The sequence below is a fragment of the Arthrobacter sp. B3I4 genome (genome assembly GCF_030816855.1).
Lineage (GTDB): Bacteria > Actinomycetota > Actinomycetes > Actinomycetales > Micrococcaceae > Arthrobacter.
Map to the genome: position 1 here is coordinate 317,849 of NZ_JAUSYK010000001.1, position 18,209 is coordinate 336,057.

The following is an 18,209-nucleotide window of genomic DNA, read 5'->3' on the forward strand; positions in this document are numbered from 1 at the left end:
CGGCCGCCGCGGGCGTCACCCCTGGCTGTGGGCCCGGTACCCTAAAGCGGCACTGGCCGCCCGGCCGGCTGCGGCAACCATCGGCCCGAGTCGCGGGACGTCGTCGGCGCTGACGCGCTGGACCGGGAATCCCAGGCCCAACGCAGCTGCCAGCTCGCCGTCGTACCGGAAGACGGGCGCGCTGATCGATCCGACGTCGCTGTGCCGCTCACCGAAGGCCGCGAAGTACCCCTGCTGGCGGGCCTGCGCGGCCTGCTCGTCCAGCTGCGCCCAGCTGACCGGCGTCGACGGCGTGAACCGGGTGAGGTCGGTCCCGAGCAGGGCGCTGCGGGCGCCGGGATCGAAACCCAGGAAGATCTTCCCCGGAGCGCCGGCGTGGATCGGCATGACTTGGCCCACCGTGAAGGGCCGCATAACGACGTGCCGGGTCTCCGCCACGGCCACCACCGTGCGGTGCAGCCCATCGCGCAGATATAGACAGGCCGTCTCCCCCGTCGCGTCCCGGAGCTCTTGGAGGATGGGCCGGACCAGCCGAACAATGTCCAGGCCCAGAGTGCCGGGGGCCGCCCACTGCACCAGCCTCAACCCGATCCGGTAGCGGTCCCCGTCGCGGTCCAGGAATCCTTCGTGCACCATGTTCTGGACCAGCCGCTGGCACGTGCTCGCGGGCAACCCCGTGGCGCGGGCGATCTGCTGAAGCGTTGGTTCCGGGGAATCGACGGAGAAGCAGTTCAGGATGTCGCTGACCTTGCCCAGCACGAGGACCGGGGTGGATTTCAGGCGCTTCTCGTTGGCAGCTGCACTTCCGCCACTCATCTGCCACCCTCTTCCTTCCCGGGGGCCCGGCTCAGCCAGTGAGACATCTCGGAACTGACCGTTGACACATCCAGCTTAGGCTCGCACTATGGGTTGCAAAACCACCATATGGGTTTTGCTGATGCGAAATTACAGCCGCCGCACAGTGCACCGAACGGTGAGCCGGAAGCGGTAACCACATGAGCCAATGCCCCGGACACTCGGCCGCGACTCTCCCTCTGGAGCGCCGGATGGCTTCTCTACCGAGGACACTTCGCCCACACCCTTAGAAATGGAGTGATGTGATGAAAGTTCAGGAAGTCACCCGGGCACAGGCAGTGCGGCGTGCCACGATGGCAAGCGTCGTCGGGACCACTATCGAGTGGTACGACTTTTTCCTCTACGGCACGGCGGCGGCGCTGGTGTTCCCGCAGCTGTTCTTTCCCGGCCAGAACGCCTTCGCCGGGGTCCTGGCGGCGTTCGCCACCCAGTTCGTCGGCTTCGTCGCCCGCCCCGTCGGGGCAGCCATTTTCGGGCATTACGGGGACCGGATCGGCCGCAAGACCACCCTGATGGCGACGCTGTTCCTGATGGCTTTCGGTACCGTGCTGATCGGCTTGCTGCCGACCTACGAAAGCATCGGCATCGCCGCGCCTATCCTCCTCGTCACCCTGCGCATCATCCAGGGAATCGGCGTCGGCGGCGAGTGGGGCGGCTCGGTCCTGCTCAGCATGGAGTGGGGCCATGTGGAACGCCGCGGGCTCTCCGCCAGCTGGCCGCAGATGGGCGTACCGATCGGGCTCGTCCTCTCCACCGGCATCGTCCGCATCACCTCCGGATTGACCGGCACGGAGGGTTTCGTCGCGTACGGCTGGCGAATCCCGTTCCTCCTCAGCATCCTGCTGGTCGGCGTGGGTCTCTTCGTCCGGCTGCGCGTGATTGAGAGCCCGGAATTTGAGGCCGTCCGGAAGGCCGACAAGGTGGTCAAGGCACCCCTGATCGAGGTCTTCAGGCGCCAGCCAAAGGAAGTCTTGCTGACAGCACTGGTCCGCACGTCGGAGCAGGCGCCGTTCTACCTCTTCATCACCTTCGTCCTTACCTATACCTCCCGCCAGCTCAAGCTCAACAGCAATTCGATCCTGGATTACACCCTCATCGCCGCCGCGCTGGGTCTGATCAGCATTCCGCTCTTCGGCCGGCTCTCGGACAGGTTCGGCCGGCGAAAGGTCTACGGCACCGGCATTGTCCTGACCGCTATTTACGCCTTCCCCTACTTCGGCCTGCTCAACACCCGCGACGGGCTGCTGGTAGCGATCGCCATCGTGCTCAGCCTGATGCTCCACGACATCCAGTACGGGCCGCAGGCTGCCTTGATCGCTGAAAGTTTCGACGCCGACATCCGCTACACCGGGGCGGGCATGGGCTACCAGCTGGCCAGCATCGTCGCCGGTGGCCCGGCGCCCCTCATCGCGGCCGCCCTGCTGTCGGCCACGGGCACGTCCACGGCCATCTCCATCTACATTCTTGCCTGCTGCCTGATCAGCATGCTGGCGTTGATCATGCTGCCCAAACGTTCCGCCGCGCCCGCCCCGGAGGCGGAAAACGTCACCGGCGTAGTGTGAGAAGCCCTGTCGCCGACGACGGCGTTGCAGTGCTGACAGTGGGGACCGGTGAACGGTTTAACGCCCTTACGTCCCCGCAGTGGAACGCCCTTGAAACCTCCGCGCGGAGCCTCGCCGCCGATTCGTCCGTCCGGGCAGTGGTCATCCGCGGCACCGGGAACACATTTTGTTCCGGCTCCGACCTGCGGGAATGGCGGGAGGCCACCGGCGCCGACGTGAGCGCAGGTTTTGCTGCCGTCGAGGCGGCGCTGCAGGCCGTTGAAGCCATTCCTGTGCCCACAATTGCCCTGCTGCAGGGCGTGGCCACCGGGGCTGGATGCCAGCTGGCCCTCGCCTGCGATCTGCAGGTGCTCGAGTCCGCGGCGAGGATCGGTATGCCCACCTCCCGGCTGGGCATGCTCATTCCGCCCACGTTCGCCACCCGGATGTCGCTACGGATCGGCCCCTCCCGGACCAAGAACCTTCTATACGGCGGGAAGTTGCTGACCGCGGCGGAGGCGCTGGCGATGGGGCTCGTGACGACGGTGGTTCCCGACGGCGCCGGCGTCGAGGAAGTCGCACAGTTGACGGGGCGATGGGGCCGCATGTCGCAGGCATCGCTCCGGGCCGCCAAAGCGGCAGTGAACCGGGGGCTTGCTCCGGTGGACGACCCCATCCGCGGTCTCCCCCAAGAGCCGGCGGCGGACCCGGAGGAGTTCCTTGACCGGCTGGAACAATTCCTGCGCCACAAGATGAGCTAGGAAGACTTCGACGGCCGGTAGAATTGGCGTAAACCACAGTCAACGTCGAGCCGTGAGGGAGGTCTTCGTGCGCACACCCCGGTCGCGGACGCCTTTCCAAGCGCTCCGCTCCGCAGCGGTCGCCTCGACGATCCTGACTCTCGCCGCCGGCGCCCACGTGCTGGCCGGCGGCCAGCTTCCCGCCCCGGCGATTCTATTCGCTTTGCTGGCCCTGACCGGCCTGGTGTCGACCGCCGCCACCCGGCTGAAGCTGACCCTTCCCGCGATGGCCGGCCTGCTCGGAGCCGGGCAGGTGGTGCTGCACGAGGCGTTCTCGGCCTTCAGCACCCCCGGCAACCTGACCGGCACCATCACCGGCGGCACCCCTGCCCCCTCGCACCACCCGGGACCGGCGGGCGTTCCAGTCCCGGCGGCGCACGTCCAGCTGCACGAACTCGATTCGGCCCTCGCAGTGTCGATGCTGATCGGCCACGCGGTGGCCACGCTCACCTGCGCCCTGCTCCTGGCCAAAGGCGAGGACGCCCTGTGGTCCCTCGCGGCATGGCTCCGCCCGCTCGTCCAGCTCCCGGCTGCTGCAACGCCGCGCCCTGTTCCGGCGCCGGTCCTGCCATCCCGGTCAGATGCGGGCATCCCGTTGCCGTGGCGGAACCTGCGGCGCGATTGCCGGCGCGGGCCGCCCGCCGTCGTCGTTCCTTCCTAACCTTCCCTTAGCGCCGCAGCCGTTCCTGCCACTGCCGATGCTCCGGCCGGCGGTTCCGCCGCGCTTCCCTTCCCTGCGCCCTCTTGCGCGCACGCCTGAAAGGCACTTCTTTGACCATGTCACAGCACAAAACCGCCCTCCGCCGCGCCCTCGCAGCCGCCGCCGTCACCGGCAGCACCTCGGTACTGATGCTCGCCGGCATCGGCGCCGTCTCGGCCCATGTCGGCGTCTCCCCGGACAAGACCGCGGCGAACTCCCCCGCCCTGCTGAGCTTCGCCATACCGCACGGCTGCGAGGAATCGAGCACCGTGAAGGTGGCCATCACGCTGCCACCCGAGCTCAACGATGCACAGCCGAACGTGAACCCGAACTGGACCGCCACCAAGGTCACGGAGCAACTGGCGGAGCCGAAGAAGCTGGCTGACGGCTCGGCGATCACCAAGCGGACAAGCCAGATCGTCTACACCGCCAAGGAGCCGCTCAGCCATGAGCTCCGGGACACGCTGGTGCTCTCGGTCAAGCTGCCGGATGCGGCGGGCAAGACCCTGTACTTCCCGACCCTGCAGACCTGCGAAGCCGGCCAGGTGGACTGGTCGCAGATCCCGGCCGAAGGCCAGGACGGGCATGCGCTGAAGACACCGGCACCCTCGCTGACGATCTCTGCCGCTCCCGCGTCGGCCGACGCGCACGGCACGGCAGCCGGCGGACACGGGGGTGCTGCGCCGATCGACGCCGCCCAGGCCTCTGCTACGACCGACGACGGCGGGGCGCGCAGCTGGGCTGGCCTGGTCGCCGGCGTGGGCGGGCTGCTCCTGGGTGGGCTCGCCTTGCTCCGGAGCAGGAAGCCCGCACCCGCCCGGGTCCCTGCCGCGGGCCCGGCACCCACGAAGTAACGCAGGGCCGCCGGGCGCTCTCGGCGGCGCCGGTTGATGGACCCCGGTTGATGCCCGGAAATCACAATCCGGGCATCAATCGGGGCTGGCCGTCGTGGCATCGTTGACTAAGGCAACCGGGGGCCATAAAAGTTGAGCCATGAGGCCTCAGCAGAAGAAACACAGACTGGTAATTACTTCGGTGACGGCAGCCGCTGCGGCCGCGCTGCTGCTCAGCGGCTGCGCCCAGTCCCAGCCCCAGGCCGCCGCGAGCCCGGCGCCGGCGTCGTCGTCGTCCCCGACGTCGTCATCACCGAGCCAGTCCAGCCAGCCCAGCTCCGCCAGCCCGTCCCAGACCGGGTCCGGGGCCGCCGCCGTTGCGACCTCGCCAGCCCCGGCTGGCCCCGCCCTGTGCAAGGCTGCCAACCTGACCGGCAGCCTTGACGCCACCGGAGGCGGCGCGGCCGGCAGCGTCTACATGAAGTTGATGCTCACGAACTCCGGCGCCGAGCCATGCCTGCTCAAGGGCTTCGCGGGCGTGTCCCTCACTGCCAACGCCACCGGGGAGCCGATCGGCGCGGCGGCGAGCCGGGACGACTCCACCCCGGTTGCCGACGTGCTGCTCGCCCCGGGCAAGGCAGGGAGCGCGGTGCTGCGCTACACCCAAGCCGGGAACTACCAGGGCTGCACCCGCACCCCCGCTGCCGGTTTCCGGGTCTACCCGCCGGAGGATACGGCGTCGCTGTTCGTCGCCGCCCCCAAGGACGCCTGCACCGAGCCGGGAATCCACCTCCTGACCATCGGGGCCTTCACCGCGGTGTAGCCTGCGGTCCGGGCGCCGGGAAACACTGTCGGTGCCGTAGGGCATGATGGAGGAATGAAGGGGCAGGAACGCGCCGGCGGCACACTTGCGGCCGAGGCCATGGACCGGTTCAGCCGGCCGACCCGGGAATGGTTTCTGGGCGCCTTTTCCGCGCCCACCCCGGCCCAGAACGGCGCCTGGAACGCCATCTCCTCGGGCTCGCACGCCTTGGTGGTAGCCCCGACCGGTTCCGGTAAAACCCTCGCCGCGTTCCTCTGGGCGCTGGACCGGCTACTGGTCTCGGCACCGGCGGCGCCGGCGGAACTTCCAGGCCTCCCCGGGCCGGGCGCCGGCACTGCCAAAGCGGCCCGGCAGAAAGCCCCGAAGCGGAAAACCCGCGTGCTGTACATCTCGCCGCTCAAGGCGCTTGGCGTCGACGTCGAACGCAACCTCCGCGCCCCGCTGATCGGGATCACCCAGACGGCGAAGCGACTCGGCCTGCCGGCGCCGCTGACCACCGTGGGGGTGCGCTCCGGCGATACGACGGCGGCGGACCGCCGCTCGCTGCTGAGCCACCCGCCGGACATCCTCATCACCACCCCCGAATCCCTGTTCCTGATGCTCACCTCGAAGGCGCGCGAGACCCTCGACGAGGTGGACACCATCATCGTCGACGAGGTCCACGCCGTCGCCGGGACCAAGCGCGGCGCGCACCTGGCCGTCTCGCTCGAGCGGCTCGATGCGCTGCTGCCCAAGCCGGCCCAGCGGATCGGCCTCTCGGCGACGGTGGAGCCGAAGGAACTGGTAGCGCAGTTCCTGGCCGGCTCCGCGCCGGTGGAAATCGTGGCGCCGCCGTCGAAGAAGACGTGGGACCTGACGGTGTCGGTGCCAGTGGAGGACATGTCCGACCTCCAGGGCGCTGCCGGGGCCTTCGATTCGGGTCCCGCGTCCGGCCTGCAGCCGCAGGCCTCCATCTGGCCGCACGTGGAGGAGAAAATCGTCGACCTGGTGCTGGCCAACCAGTCCACCATTGTCTTTGCCAACTCCCGCCGGCTCGCCGAACGGCTCACCGCCCGGCTCAACGAGATCTACGCCGAACGCCAACTGATGGCCGAAGGCGGCGGATGGGATGAACCCGGCGGCTCCGCCGGCTCCGCGGGCGGTTTGCCCGCCTCCACGGCAACACCGGCGCACATGATGGCCCAGGCCGGCAGCACCTCCGGCGCGGATCCGGTACTGGCCAGGGCGCACCACGGTTCCGTATCCAAGGACCAGCGTGCCCTGATCGAGGACGACCTGAAATCCGGCCGGCTGCGCTGCGTGGTGGCAACCTCCTCGCTGGAACTTGGCATCGACATGGGCGCCGTGGACCTCGTGGTTCAGGTCGAGTCGCCGCCGTCGGTGGCCAGCGGGCTGCAGCGCGTGGGCCGCGCCGGCCACCAGGTCGGTGAGGTCTCCCAGGGCGTGCTCTTCCCCAAGCACCGGGCGGACCTGGTCCACACGGCCATCACCGTCGAGCGCATGCTGGACGGCAAGATCGAACGGCTGTTCGTCCCGGCGAACCCGCTGGACATCCTGGCCCAACAGACCGTCGCGGCGACCGCGCTGGGTGCGATCGATGTCGAGGAGTGGTTCTCGACCGTGCGCCGCTCCGCCCCGTTCGCCTCGCTCCCCCGCTCCGCGTTCGAGGCGACGCTGGACCTGCTGGCCGGCCGCTACCCCTCGGACGAGTTCGCCGAGCTGCGGCCCCGGATCGTCTGGGACCGCAACGCCGGCACCATCGAGGGACGCCCGGGCGCGCAGCGGCTGGCCGTGACCTCCGGCGGCACCATCCCGGACCGCGGCCTGTTCGGCGTGTACATCATCGGCACCGAGGTGGAGGGCACCGGTTCCTCCGGGGGGTCCGGGTCCGGCGGTTCAAGCTCCGGGGACGCCAAAGCTGCGGGGACGGCGTCGACCGCCAAGGGCGGGCGCCGGGTCGGTGAACTCGACGAGGAAATGGTCTACGAGTCGCGCGTCGGCGACGTCTTCGCCCTCGGCGCGACCAGCTGGAAGATCGAGGACATCACGCACGACCGCGTCCTGGTCTCCCCCGCCTTCGGTCAGCCCGGCAAGCTCCCGTTCTGGAAGGGCGATTCCCTCGGCCGCCCGGTGGACCTGGGACGGGCCCTCGGTGCGTTCGTGCGCGAACTTTCCGCGTCCGACGTCGGGCCGGCCGCCGAACGCTGTAAAGCAAGCGGCCTGGACGATTTCGCCGCCAACAACCTGATCCAGTACCTCGCCGAACAGAAAGCCGCCACCGAGGTGGTTCCCAGCGATACGACCCTAGTGGTGGAGCGGTTCCATGACGAACTCGGGGACTGGCGGGTGGTGCTGCACAGCCCGTTCGGCATGCCCGTCCATGCGCCCTGGGCCCTCGCCGTCGGCCAGCGGCTGCACCAGCGCTACGGGATGGACGGCTCCGCGATGGCTGCCGACGACGGCATCGTGCTGCGGGTGCCGATGATGGAGGACGAACCGCCGGGAGCGGAGCTGTTCCTGTTCGAACCCGAAGAGCTTGAACAGATCGTCACCGCGGAGGTGGGCGGCAGTGCCCTGTTCGCGTCCCGCTTCCGGGAGTGCGCCGCGCGGGCCCTGCTGCTGCCGCGGCAGACCCCGGGCAAACGGCAGCCGCTGTGGCAGCAGCGGCAGCGCTCCGCCCAGCTGCTGGACGTTGCACGGAAGTACCCGACGTTCCCGATCGTGCTGGAAACAGTGCGCGAATGCCTGCAGGACGTCTACGATCTGCCGGCTCTGAAGGACATCGCGGCCTCGATCGAGCGGCGCGAGCTACGGATCCTGCAGACCACCACGCAGCAGCCCTCGCCGTTCGCCAAGTCCCTGCTCTTTGGCTACGTGGCGCAGTTCCTCTATGAAGGGGATTCGCCGCTGGCCGAGCGCCGCGCCGCCGCGCTGGCGCTGGATTCGACCCTGCTGAATGAGCTGCTGGGCCGGGTGGAGCTGCGCGAACTGCTCGACGCCAAGGTCATCGAGGCCACGGAGCGTGAACTGCAGCGGCTGGCCCCGGACCGGAAGATGCGCGGGCTGGAGGGCGTCGCCGACCTGCTGCGGCTGCTGGGTCCGCTCACCCCCGAGGAAGTCGCCGTCCGGCTGGAGGGGGCCGAGAGTGCCACGGCGGGGATAGCCGGTGCAGCCCCCAGCACGGCCGACGCCGCCGCGCACCTGGCCGTGCTGCAGCGGGCCAACCGCGCCATCAAGGTCAACATCGGCGGCGTCGAGCGGTTCGCCGCCGTCGAGGACGCCGCGAGGCTGCGCGACGCGCTCGGCGTTCCGCTGCCGATGGGCGTGCCGCTGGCCTTCATCGAACCCGTCGCGGACCCCCTCGGTGACCTGGTCTCACGCTACGCCCGCACCCATGGTCCGTTCACCGCCGCCGAGGCCGCCGCCCGGCTGGGGCTCGGTGTCGCCGTCGTCGGCACCGCGCTGAAACGGCTCGGTGCTGACGGACGCGTCGTCGAAGGAGAGTTCCGGCCCCACGCCGCACCGCCGGAGCATGAAGGCCCTGCGGACGTTTCCGAAGAAACCGCCACGCCCGCCCCCGCCCCGCCCGCTGCGCCGCCCGTCGTCCTGCCAGGGGGTCCGGTCAGCGAATGGTGCGACGCCGAGGTGCTCCGCAAGTTGCGCCGGCGTTCGCTGGCAGCGCTGCGCGCCGAGGTCGAGCCCGTGGACAACGCCGCGTACGGGCGGTTCCTGCCCGCCTGGCAAAACGTCCGGACCCCAGGAAGCCGGGGACAGTCGGCGCTGCGGGGGCTCGACGGCATCATCACCGCCGTCGACCAACTCTCCGGCGTGCCGATTCCGGCGTCCGCCTGGGAACCGCTGGTGCTGGCCAGCCGCGTCTCCAACTACCAGCCTGCGATGCTGGACGAACTCATGGCCGCCGGGGAGGTCCTTTGGTCAGGGGCCGGCTCGCTGCCCGGCAACGACGGCTGGATCAGCCTGCACCTCGCCGATTCAGCCGAACTGACGCTGAACCCTGCCCTGGATTTCGTGCCCGGGGACGCCCAGCAGCGGCTGCTGGACCACCTCCAGAACAACGGCGGCGGCTACTTCTTCCGGCAGCTGACCGACGTTGCCGGCGGCATGGACACCGTGCTGAGCGACCAGGACGTCGTCTCCGCGCTCTGGGACCTGGCCTGGGCAGGCCGGATCACCGGCGACACCTTCGCCCCGGTCCGCGCCCTGATCGCCGGCGGGCATACCGCGCACCGGCAGGTCGGGCGGGCCCCGCGGGCCCGCGCACCGAGGCTCAGTCGACTGGGCCGCTCGCACGGAACCGGCCTGCTCGGCTCCCCCGGCCTCACCGGCGGCCGGTACGGCACTGCCGGCGGTGCCGCCACACCTCCGCTGGCTGCGGGGCGCTGGTCCGCCCTGCCGGCCCCGGAACTGGACCCCACCATCCACGCCCGGGCCACCGCCGAACTCCTGCTCGACCGGTACGGCGTAGTCACCCGGGGCTCGGTCATGGCGGAGAACATCCTGGGCGGCTTCGGCCTGATGTACAAGGTGCTGGCCCGGCTGGAAGAAGCTGGACGCTGCCGCCGCGGCTACTTCATCGAACACCTCGGCGCTGCCCAGTTCGCGGTGCCGGCGACGGTGGACCGGCTGCGGTCCTACGTCGAGGACGCCCAGGTGCACAAGGCCGAACCGGTCGCCCTGGCGCTCGCCGCCACCGACCCGGCCAACCCCTACGGCGCGGCCCTGCCCTGGCCGGCCCTCGACGTCGAAGCCGGAACCGGCCACCGACCGGGCCGGAAGGCCGGCGCCCTCGTGGTGCTGGTCGACGGCGCGCTGGTCCTGTATGTGGAGCGCGGGGGCAAGACCCTGCTCGCCTTCAGCACCGACACCGATGTCCTCGCTGCCGCCGGCGCAGCCCTCGTGGGGGTGGTGACCCGCGGCGCCGTCGACAAGCTGATCATGGAAAAGGTCAACGGCCACGGCATCCTGGACACCCCCGTCGCCGGCGCCCTGGCCCAGGCCGGCGCCTACTCCACGCCGAAGGGGTTGAGGATCCGTGCCTGAGGGCGATTCCGTGTTCCGCGCCGCGGCGCAGTTGCATGCGGCACTGGCGGGCAAGGAGCTGCTCGCGTCCGACTTCCGGGTGCCCCGCTTCGCGACCCTCAAGCTGGGCGGCTGGACCGTTGAAGAGGTCGTGCCCCGCGGCAAACACCTGCTGATGCGGGTGGCAGGCCCCCGGCCGGTGGACCGGCTCACCATCCACTCGCATCTGAAGATGGAGGGGACCTGGCAGGTTTACCCTCCCGGCGGCCGCTGGCGTAAGCCCGGGTTCACCGCCCGCTGCGTGCTGCGCACAGCCTCAGCGGACGCCGTCGGGTTTTCCCTGGGCCTGCTGGAAGTCATCCCGACCGCGGAGGAGGCCAACATCGTGGGCCACCTCGGACCGGACCTGCTCGGCCCCGACTGGGACATGGTGGAGGCCGAACGGCGCCTGCTCGCCGCACCCGAGGTGCCCGTCGGCGTCGCCCTGCTGGACCAGCGCAACCTGGCCGGCATCGGCAACATCTACCGCTGCGAGGCGTGCTTCCTCTCCGGGGTGCACCCGGCGTCGCCCGTCTCAGCGGTTCCGGACCTCGCGGCCATGATCACCGACGCAAAGGTCCTGCTGTCGGCAAACCTGGGCCCGGGGCGCCGGACCACTGTGCTCAATGCCAGCGGCATCCCGGTGGGCAGAACGGCCGGCCGGCCCGGCTACTGGGTGTACCGGCGCGAACACCAGCCATGCCTTAAATGCGGCACCCCCATCCGCCGCGGAGTTCTCGCCAGGGACAGCGGGACCGAGGAGCGCGACATCTACTTCTGCCCGCGCTGCCAGCCGCCGCCCGGCAAACCGGGAACCGCCTGACGGGGCGCTACGACGCCGGCGCCGACGTGCCGATCCCCGGGGCCTCCGGCTCGGGCAGCGTTTCACGCCGGGAAGCCGGTTGCGGCACAGTAAATCTCGGCAGCATGAGCTGGACCAGCGGGCCGATCGCCAGGGCGTACAGCACGGTCCCCAGGCCCACCGCGCCGCCCAGGAGCCAGCCGGCGGCGAGGACAACCACTTCGATGCCGGTCCGGATGACTCCCACCGTCCACCCGGTGCGTGCCGCGAGCCCGGTCATCAGCCCGTCCCGCGGCCCCGGTCCGAGGCGCGCGCCGATGTAAAAAGCCGAGCCCACACCGTTGAGCAACACCCCTCCGACCAACAGTGCGACCTGGCCGCCGAGGTGGGAAAACTGCGGTATCAGCGCCAGTCCGGCGTCGGCAAACACACCCACCAGCACGGCGTTGGCGACGGTGCCCACGCCAGGCCGCTGCCGGAGCGGAATCCACAGCAGCAGCACCAAAAAACTGACGATGACCAGCACCGCACCAAGGCTCAGCCCGGCCCTGCCCGCAAGCCCCTGATGAAAGACGTCCCACGGGGCCAAGCCAAGCCCAGCGCGGACGACCATGGCCAGGGATACGCCGAACATGGCGAGGCCAATCAGGAGCTGAAGGAGTCTGCGCGTCATCACAGGCACTATCCTGCCACCCTCCGGGGGCGCCTCCGGAGCCGCATTCCGCCGGCCATGCCCATTCCCGCCCCCAGCCTCTTTCGAGGGGCCTCCCGTTCCGTGGGTTCCGTCCCGGCTCGCCGTTTCGAAACGTCGAGCCGGGCGGGAACCCGCGAGCCCGGCCGCTGTCGGGACACCCGGGCGGGAGCCAGCCAAGGGCGGCAAAGTAGAATAGGTCCGTGATGCAATCCCCCCTGCCCGTGCGCGACGGCGTGAACGCGACCCGCCTGCGTTTGCCGGAGGAAGGGCCCTGGGAGACCGCCATGGATTACATGATGCACCGGTGGGGCCACATCGACCCACAGGGCATCGAGGACCGCTTCGACGCCGGGGAAATCGTCGGCGACGCCGGCATTCCGCTGGACCGCACCACCCCGCTGCAGCGCTACACCTTCATCTGGTACTACCGCACGCTGCCGCCGGAGACGCGGATCCCGGTGGAACTGAACATCCTGCACCAGGACGACCACCTCCTGGTCGTTGACAAACCGCACTTCCTGCCCACCACCCCCGGCGGCACCTACATTCAGGAATCTGCTCTGGTCCGGTTGCGCAACCAGCTGCAGCTGCCGGACCTGATCCCGATGCACCGCCTGGACCGCATGACCGCCGGCATCCTGCTGCTCTCCACGAACCCGGAGACCCGCGGGAAATACCAGGTGCTCTTCGAGAAGCGCCAGGTCCAGAAGGAATACGAGTGCGTGTCCGCGGCCGAACCCGCGCCTGGGTATCCCGGCGTCGACTTCCCCGTAGTGGTGCGGAACCGGATGACCAAGTCCCGGAGCTACCTGCTCGCCGAGGTGATTGAGGGCGAGCCCAACGCCGAAACCCGGATCGAGCGGCTCCGCACTTTCGCCGCTCCGGGGGTCCCGGTCCGCGCGCTGTACCGCCTGGAGCCGCATTCGGGGAAGACCCACCAGCTGCGCGTCCACATGGCGTCGCTGGGACTTGGGATCGTGAACGATGCGTTCTATCCCGAGCTGCTGGACAAGGCGCCCGATGACTACGCTAAGCCGCTGCAACTGCTGGCCCGCGGCATCCGTTTCGTCGACCCGATCTCCGGCAGCCCGGTGGAGTACCGCAGCCGGTTGGAACTTTCCGAAGCCTCCTGACGCACTCCCCTGAGGGCCGGCACCCCGCCGCGGAAGATATGCGGTAACTTGTGCCCATGGACCTGGCGAATGCGGACACCTGGGGATCCGCGATCTACTTCTGGATCGTCCCCATCGTCCTTGGCGACGCCATCTTTCCGCCGGTCCCCTCCGAGATGGTGGTCATCACCGGCGGAGCCCTCTCCGCCGACGGCCGCGCCAACGTTTTTCTGGTCGGCATCCTCGCGGCGCTGGCCTCCTGGATCGGCGACCTCGTGGTCTTCCAGCTGTTCAAGCGCCGCCTAAGTCACGTCCTGGACCGTTGGAGCTGGGGCCGGAAATTCCACAGCGCCGTCCACCAGGCCATCGCCAAGGCCGGCCGCTCGTCCACGTACGGGGCCATCATCGGAATCCGCTTCATTCCCGGCGGGCGGCTCGCCACCACCGCCGCGGCAGGGATCGCCAACGTGTCCACGCGCGGCTTCAGCTTCTGCGCCGCCTTGGGCGGCACGCTGTGGGCGGTCTGGTCGGTCGGTCTGGGCTACGCCACCGGCTCGGCCACAAGGCTGCCATTCTGGGCAAGCTCCCTGATCGGGGTGGGCGTAGGTCTGGTGATCGGTGCCGTCATCGGACTCATCGTCACCCGCCGCCGGGGCAACCGCTCCCCCGTGGTCGAGGACGAGGAACTGGACTTCTAACCGGCGTGAGAGCCGGCGCTAGACCGAGGGATTAGATCGGCGCCCACCGGCCGCGGTTGCGCCGCAGCACCGTCAGCGTCCCGGTCAACGCAACACGTTCGACGGCGTCGCGCATCATCGCGGCCGACGTCAGCGCCTGGCTGTTCTCCGCCGCATAAGCCGTGGCGTCCACCAGAAAACGCAGGTTCAGCTGCGGAACCCCGCCGGCGAGCTCGAGCTGGTTGGATTCGACATGGTGCCGCGTCCCCAGCGCCTCCACGGCTGCCGCCATCACCGCTTCTGGCGGATTGCCCGGTTTGAGTCCGGTAATTTTGAGTCTGGTCTGGAACGACGGCATGGATCCACCCTAGCCGCCGACGGCGGGGAGGCTGGGGGGCTAACCGGTGTTGCGCAGTCCGGCAGCGACCCCGTTCACGGTGATCAACATAGCCCGCTGGAGGCGTTCGTCGATCTCGGCGTTGGACATGTCCCCGCCGGCTGTGCCTTCGGCCCTGATGCGGCGCAGCAGTTCCACCTGCAGGTAGCTGATCGGGTCCAGATACTGGTCGCGGATCTCGAGTGAGCGCTTGAGCGTCGGCTGCGCGTCCAGCAGCAGATCCTCGCCGGTGAGCTTGCGGACCTCGGCGACCGTCAGGTCGTACTCGGCCCGGATAGTGCGGAACAGCCGGTGCAGCTCGGCCGGGACCAGGGTCGAGACGTAGTAGCCGGCGATGTCCATATCCGTCTTGGCCAGGGTCATCTCAACGTTGGAGAGCACCGACCGGAAGAAGTGCCAGCCCTCCATCATCTCCCCCAGCTGGGCCGAGTGGCCTGCCTCGCGGGCGGCCTTGAGTCCGGAACCGACGCCGAACCAGCCGGGAACGATCTGCCGCGACTGGGTCCAGCCAAACACCCACGGGATGGCGCGCAGACCCTCCAGGCCCGCGCCGGAATCGGGGCGCTTGGAGGGCCGGGACCCGATGTTCAGCGACCCCAACTGCTCCACCGGTGTGGACGCCATGAAATACGCCGGGAGGTCCGGGTCATCGATCAGGGTCCGGTACTGGGCGAACGCGGCGTCGGAAATGGTTTCCATAACGTGGCCGTAGCGCTCGCGCTGGTCTTCGGAGGTGCGCGGGGTGCGGTGCAGCGCCGAACCCTGCAGCACCGCGGCGAGCGAGAGTTCCAGGTTCTCGCGGGCGAGCTCGGGCAGCGAGTACTTGTCGGAGATGACCTCGCCCTGTTCGGTGAACTTAATTTCCCCCTCGAGCACGCCGTTGGGCTGGGCCATGATCGCGTCGTAGGTGGGGCCACCGCCGCGGCCCACCGACCCGCCCCGGCCGTGGAAGAGCCGCACGCGGACACCGTGCTTGGCCGCGACATCGCGCAGTTTCCGCTGCGTCTTGTGGATTTCCCACTGGCTGGTGATCACGCCGGATTCCTTGTTGGAGTCGGAGTAGCCGAGCATGATCTCCTGCATGTCGCCGCGCAAGCGGACCAGTTCCCGGTAGGACGAATCGGACAGCAGCGCATCGACGATCTCGGCCGAGGCCCGCAGTTCCTCCACAGTTTCCAGCAGCGGGGCGAAGCCGATCCTGGCGTAGGGCGCCTCGCCGAAGAGGCTGACCAGCCCGGCTTCGCGGGCCAGGACGGCGGCGGCCAGGACGTCGTCGGCGCCGCGGGTCATCGAAATGATGTAGGTCTCGATCACGTCCGGACCGTAGGTCCGCAGGGCGCGGCGGATTTCGCGGAAGACGTCGTACGTGCCGTCCGCGGCGCCGTCGAGCTTGATCGGATGGCCGGAAAGCGGGCGGCGGGAAGCGAGCTCGGCGCCGAGCACCTCGAACCGCTCAGCCCGGCTCAACTCGGCGTAACGCACGCCTGGTCCGCCGAGGCGGTCCATCAGCTGCCCGACGGCGTCGTGGTGGTAGTCGGCGTGTTCGCGGATGTCCAGCGTCGCCAGGTGCAACCCGAAGGAAGCGATGGCGCGACGGACCCGGGCGAGCGCACCGTCGGCGGCGAGACCGGCGTGGTGGTGCCGCAGCGAGGTATCCAGCAGGGCCAGCTCGGCCAGGAGCTCCGCGGTGGCGGCGTAATCACGGCCCGGCTCATGGGCCGAACCGGAGGCGACCCGGCGGCCGGTGTTGAGCAGCTTAGCCTTGATGCAGGTCAGCTTGAGCCGGTACGGTTCCTGGGCGTTGAGCTCCAGGACGCGGCGGTCCAGCCCGGGCAGGTTCTTCAGGTCGACGTCGATCGACTCCAGCAGCGCCTGGTCGGCGTCGGCCAGTGCGGTCGAGTTGGACAAGATGGAGATCAGCCCGTCGATCAGCGCGATGCTGATCCGGATGGCGTGCTGGTTCTGGATCTGCAGAATCTCGCGGGTGACCCCGGCCGTGACGTTGGGGTTGCCGTCCCGGTCGCCGCCGATCCACGATCCGAAGCGGATCGGTGACTTCGAGACGGGGAGGGTGACTCCCTGCCCGTCGAGGAGTTCTGACAGGTCCGAGAGCATCTCCGGCATGGCGTCGGTGAGGATGCCGGTGAGGTAGTAGATCGCGTTCCGGGCTTCGTCCACGGGGGTGGGCCGGACCTGGCGGAGCTCATCGGTCTGCCACATCTGGTCGATCACCTCGGCCAGCTGCCGGTTCTGGCGGCGGCGGGCCGTGGTCCCCTCCGCGGTGGTTTCGGCCAGCACATCGGAGAGCCGGCGGACCTTGTCCAGGACCGAACGGCGGGAGGCCTCGGTGGGGTGCGCGGTGAAGACCGGCCTGACGTCGAGTTCGTTCACAACATCCTGCAGCACGGCAGTCCCGGCCTTTTCTGCGATCTCCGTGACGGCTTTGGCCAGCCAGCCGTCCTTTTCCTGCCGGTTCCGCAGCCCCCGGACCCGGTGCACCTGTTCGGCGGCGTTGACCAGGTGGAAGTAGAAGGCGAAAGCCCGCACCAGATCGGTAGCCTGCTCAAGCGGCAACGAGCCGAGCAGCTCACGGACCTGGGCGACGACGTCGTACGAGCTCCACGGACCGGTCGCATCAGCGCCGCCCCGCGCGGCCTCCTTCGATTCCTTGGTGAGCAGACGCACCTGCTCCACGAGATCGAGCAGTTCCGGGCCGTGCTGGCGGACCAGGGATTCGCCGAGAAGGGTGGACACCCGGCGGACGTCGGCGCGCAGCTCGGAGGCGAGATCGGTGCCGGGAGTCAAGGCAGTGTCAGCCATGGAAACAATCTTTCGAGGGTTCGACTTGGCTCGTACACTGCGCTGGATACTGTGAGCCGGGTTACTTGTACCCATGGGATGTTACTCGGCTCACCCTCCTGCGGGGAATCCGTCTCAGATCGTGCCCGGCGTCTTTGCGTTCAGGGGCGGCCAGTCCGGCGCCCGCCGGCGAGGGCTATACCGTTTTCCGGCGGAGTTCGATGCGCCCCTCGTTCACCCGTGTCTCATAGGCCGGCTGCGGGCGGGTGGCCGGGCCGCGGACGACGCTGCCGTCGTCCAGGCTGAAGGTGCTCCCGTGCCAGGGGCAGACGACGCAGCCGTCGGCAATGTCCCCCTCTTCAAGCGGCCCGCCCATGTGGCTGCACACACTGTCCACGGCCAGGATGTTCGATCCTGAGCGGTAGAGCAGCACGGAGACCTTGCCGGCGTCGACCTTGCGGTGCTCGCCGTCGGGCAGGTCCGCGTCGTCCAGCACCGGAGTCCACTTCGAGGGACCGTTCCGGTCCGCCGTCTTGTTCACATTGACCGCATTGGCGTAGCTGAGGTGGCCGCCCAGGAACCCGCCGAACATCAGGGCTCCGAGCCCCGCCAGGCCGAATGATTTGCCCAGCCCGCGGTTTCCCTTCGCGCGGGCGACGGCAGAGGCCCCATAAAGGCACAGCGCCATGCTGTTGGCCGCAGCATGCACCAACCCGACCCTGCGCGGCTTCCCCTGGGTGTCGGACCAGTCGTTGAGGCCGGCCGCCGCCGTCGGAACGGCCGCCGCGATGCCCACGGATACCAGCAGGTCCGCGGCCGGCTCCATGGCCTTGCCGCCGACCAGATCCAACAGGCCGGCCATGCTCCAAGCACCGATCGGAACGTCCGTGAGCACCGGGTGCAGCGGATGGCCGACGACGGTGCCGCTGAGGATGTTCCGGACGGCGCGCGGCTTTACCGCCTTGCCGACCACCTCGGAGAGAGAGGAAGCGAAACCGTCCAGCCGATCGAAGCGCTCGATGGATGCTACGAAGGAATCTAGCGGGTTCATGTCGGCTCCTGGGTTTGGGGCGGGAAACTACGCAGGGGTCAAAGTG

At 69.3% G+C, this 18,209-nt stretch carries 14 protein-coding genes; 9 read left to right on the top strand and 5 right to left on the bottom strand.

The genetic code is table 11. The features are described from left to right. Positions 1 to 15 precede the first annotated feature (15 nt). Entirely contained in the window at positions 16 to 816 is an 801-nt protein-coding gene (locus QFZ61_RS01495; protein ID WP_307032661.1) for an IclR family transcriptional regulator, read from the bottom strand. A gap of 284 nt (positions 817 to 1,100) precedes the next feature. Between QFZ61_RS01495 and QFZ61_RS01500 the strand changes: the two genes are divergently transcribed. The 7 genes from QFZ61_RS01500 (at position 1,101) to QFZ61_RS01530 (ending at position 11,454) form a co-directional block, all read left to right on the top strand. Then, complete coding sequence (locus QFZ61_RS01500) at positions 1,101 to 2,417, top strand: MFS transporter (RefSeq protein ID WP_307032662.1); 1,317 nt, start codon at positions 1,101 to 1,103, stop codon at positions 2,415 to 2,417. Continuing rightward, positions 2,414 to 3,157 carry an enoyl-CoA hydratase/isomerase family protein gene (locus QFZ61_RS01505; protein WP_307032664.1) on the top strand — a complete coding sequence of 248 codons (744 nt, stop codon included), beginning with the start codon at positions 2,414 to 2,416 and terminating at the stop codon, positions 3,155 to 3,157. Before QFZ61_RS01500 ends, QFZ61_RS01505 begins: the two co-directional genes overlap by 4 nt. A gap of 67 nt (positions 3,158 to 3,224) precedes the next feature. After that, positions 3,225 to 3,857 carry a hypothetical protein gene (locus QFZ61_RS01510; RefSeq protein WP_307032666.1) on the top strand — a complete coding sequence of 211 codons (633 nt, stop codon included), beginning with the start codon at positions 3,225 to 3,227 and terminating at the stop codon, positions 3,855 to 3,857. Positions 3,858 to 3,973: 116 nt separating this feature from the next. Beyond that, positions 3,974 to 4,750, top strand: a complete 777-nt coding sequence (locus QFZ61_RS01515; RefSeq protein ID WP_307032668.1) for a YcnI family protein — start codon at positions 3,974 to 3,976, stop codon at positions 4,748 to 4,750. A gap of 139 nt (positions 4,751 to 4,889) precedes the next feature. Beyond that, positions 4,890 to 5,552 (top strand): DUF4232 domain-containing protein, encoded by a 663-nt coding sequence (locus QFZ61_RS01520; protein ID WP_307032670.1) that lies wholly within the window; start codon positions 4,890 to 4,892, stop codon positions 5,550 to 5,552. A gap of 54 nt (positions 5,553 to 5,606) precedes the next feature. After that, positions 5,607 to 10,613, top strand: a complete 5,007-nt coding sequence (locus QFZ61_RS01525; RefSeq protein WP_307032672.1) for a DNA glycosylase AlkZ-like family protein — start codon at positions 5,607 to 5,609, stop codon at positions 10,611 to 10,613. Continuing rightward, positions 10,606 to 11,454 (top strand): DNA-formamidopyrimidine glycosylase family protein, encoded by an 849-nt coding sequence (locus tag QFZ61_RS01530; RefSeq protein WP_307032673.1) that lies wholly within the window; start codon positions 10,606 to 10,608, stop codon positions 11,452 to 11,454. Before QFZ61_RS01525 ends, QFZ61_RS01530 begins: the two co-directional genes overlap by 8 nt. A 7-nt stretch (positions 11,455 to 11,461) precedes the next feature. Here QFZ61_RS01530 and QFZ61_RS01535 read toward each other — a convergent pair whose 3' ends face one another. After that, complete coding sequence (locus QFZ61_RS01535; RefSeq protein ID WP_307032675.1) at positions 11,462 to 12,109, bottom strand: YitT family protein; 648 nt, start codon at positions 12,107 to 12,109, stop codon at positions 11,462 to 11,464. Positions 12,110 to 12,330: 221 nt separating this feature from the next. Between QFZ61_RS01535 and QFZ61_RS01540 the strand changes: the two genes are divergently transcribed. After that, positions 12,331 to 13,260 carry an RluA family pseudouridine synthase gene (locus QFZ61_RS01540; RefSeq protein WP_307037946.1) on the top strand — a complete coding sequence of 310 codons (930 nt, stop codon included), beginning with the start codon at positions 12,331 to 12,333 and terminating at the stop codon, positions 13,258 to 13,260. A 56-nt stretch (positions 13,261 to 13,316) separates the two neighbouring features. Beyond that, the gene (locus QFZ61_RS01545) at positions 13,317 to 13,937 is read left to right on the top strand and encodes a DedA family protein (RefSeq protein ID WP_307032677.1); all 621 of its coding nucleotides are present in this window, start codon (positions 13,317 to 13,319) and stop codon (positions 13,935 to 13,937) included. A 31-nt stretch (positions 13,938 to 13,968) separates the two neighbouring features. Here QFZ61_RS01545 and QFZ61_RS01550 read toward each other — a convergent pair whose 3' ends face one another. The 3 genes from QFZ61_RS01550 to QFZ61_RS01560 all read right to left on the bottom strand — a co-directional run bounded on the left by QFZ61_RS01550 (position 13,969) and on the right by QFZ61_RS01560 (position 18,163). Beyond that, a complete protein-coding gene (locus QFZ61_RS01550) occupies positions 13,969 to 14,274 on the bottom strand; it encodes a hypothetical protein (protein ID WP_307032680.1) in 306 nt (101 codons plus the stop codon). Between the two features lie 39 nt (positions 14,275 to 14,313). Then, positions 14,314 to 17,133: a phosphoenolpyruvate carboxylase gene (ppc, locus tag QFZ61_RS01555; RefSeq protein WP_307032681.1), complete on the bottom strand. Its 2,820-nt coding sequence runs from the start codon at positions 17,131 to 17,133 to the stop codon at positions 14,314 to 14,316. 175 nt (positions 17,134 to 17,308) lie between these two features. Beyond that, positions 17,309 to 18,163, bottom strand: coding sequence for a Rieske (2Fe-2S) protein (locus tag QFZ61_RS01560; RefSeq protein WP_307032682.1), 855 nt, complete (start codon positions 18,161 to 18,163; stop codon positions 17,309 to 17,311). Positions 18,164 to 18,209: the final 46 nt, after the last annotated feature.

Coding starts and splice junctions, on each gene's coding strand:
- QFZ61_RS01495 (WP_307032661.1), bottom strand. CDS start 816: ATGAGTGGCGGAAGTGCAGCTGCCAACGAGAAGCGCCTGAAATCCACC.
- QFZ61_RS01500 (WP_307032662.1), top strand. CDS start 1,101: ATGAAAGTTCAGGAAGTCACCCGGGCACAGGCAGTGCGGCGTGCCACG.
- QFZ61_RS01515 (WP_307032668.1), top strand. CDS start 3,974: ATGTCACAGCACAAAACCGCCCTCCGCCGCGCCCTCGCAGCCGCCGCC.
- QFZ61_RS01520 (WP_307032670.1), top strand. CDS start 4,890: ATGAGGCCTCAGCAGAAGAAACACAGACTGGTAATTACTTCGGTGACG.
- QFZ61_RS01525 (WP_307032672.1), top strand. CDS start 5,607: ATGAAGGGGCAGGAACGCGCCGGCGGCACACTTGCGGCCGAGGCCATG.
- QFZ61_RS01540 (WP_307037946.1), top strand. CDS start 12,331: ATGCAATCCCCCCTGCCCGTGCGCGACGGCGTGAACGCGACCCGCCTG.
- QFZ61_RS01545 (WP_307032677.1), top strand. CDS start 13,317: ATGGACCTGGCGAATGCGGACACCTGGGGATCCGCGATCTACTTCTGG.
- QFZ61_RS01550 (WP_307032680.1), bottom strand. CDS start 14,274: ATGCCGTCGTTCCAGACCAGACTCAAAATTACCGGACTCAAACCGGGC.
- ppc (WP_307032681.1), bottom strand. CDS start 17,133: ATGGCTGACACTGCCTTGACTCCCGGCACCGATCTCGCCTCCGAGCTG.
- QFZ61_RS01560 (WP_307032682.1), bottom strand. CDS start 18,163: ATGAACCCGCTAGATTCCTTCGTAGCATCCATCGAGCGCTTCGATCGG.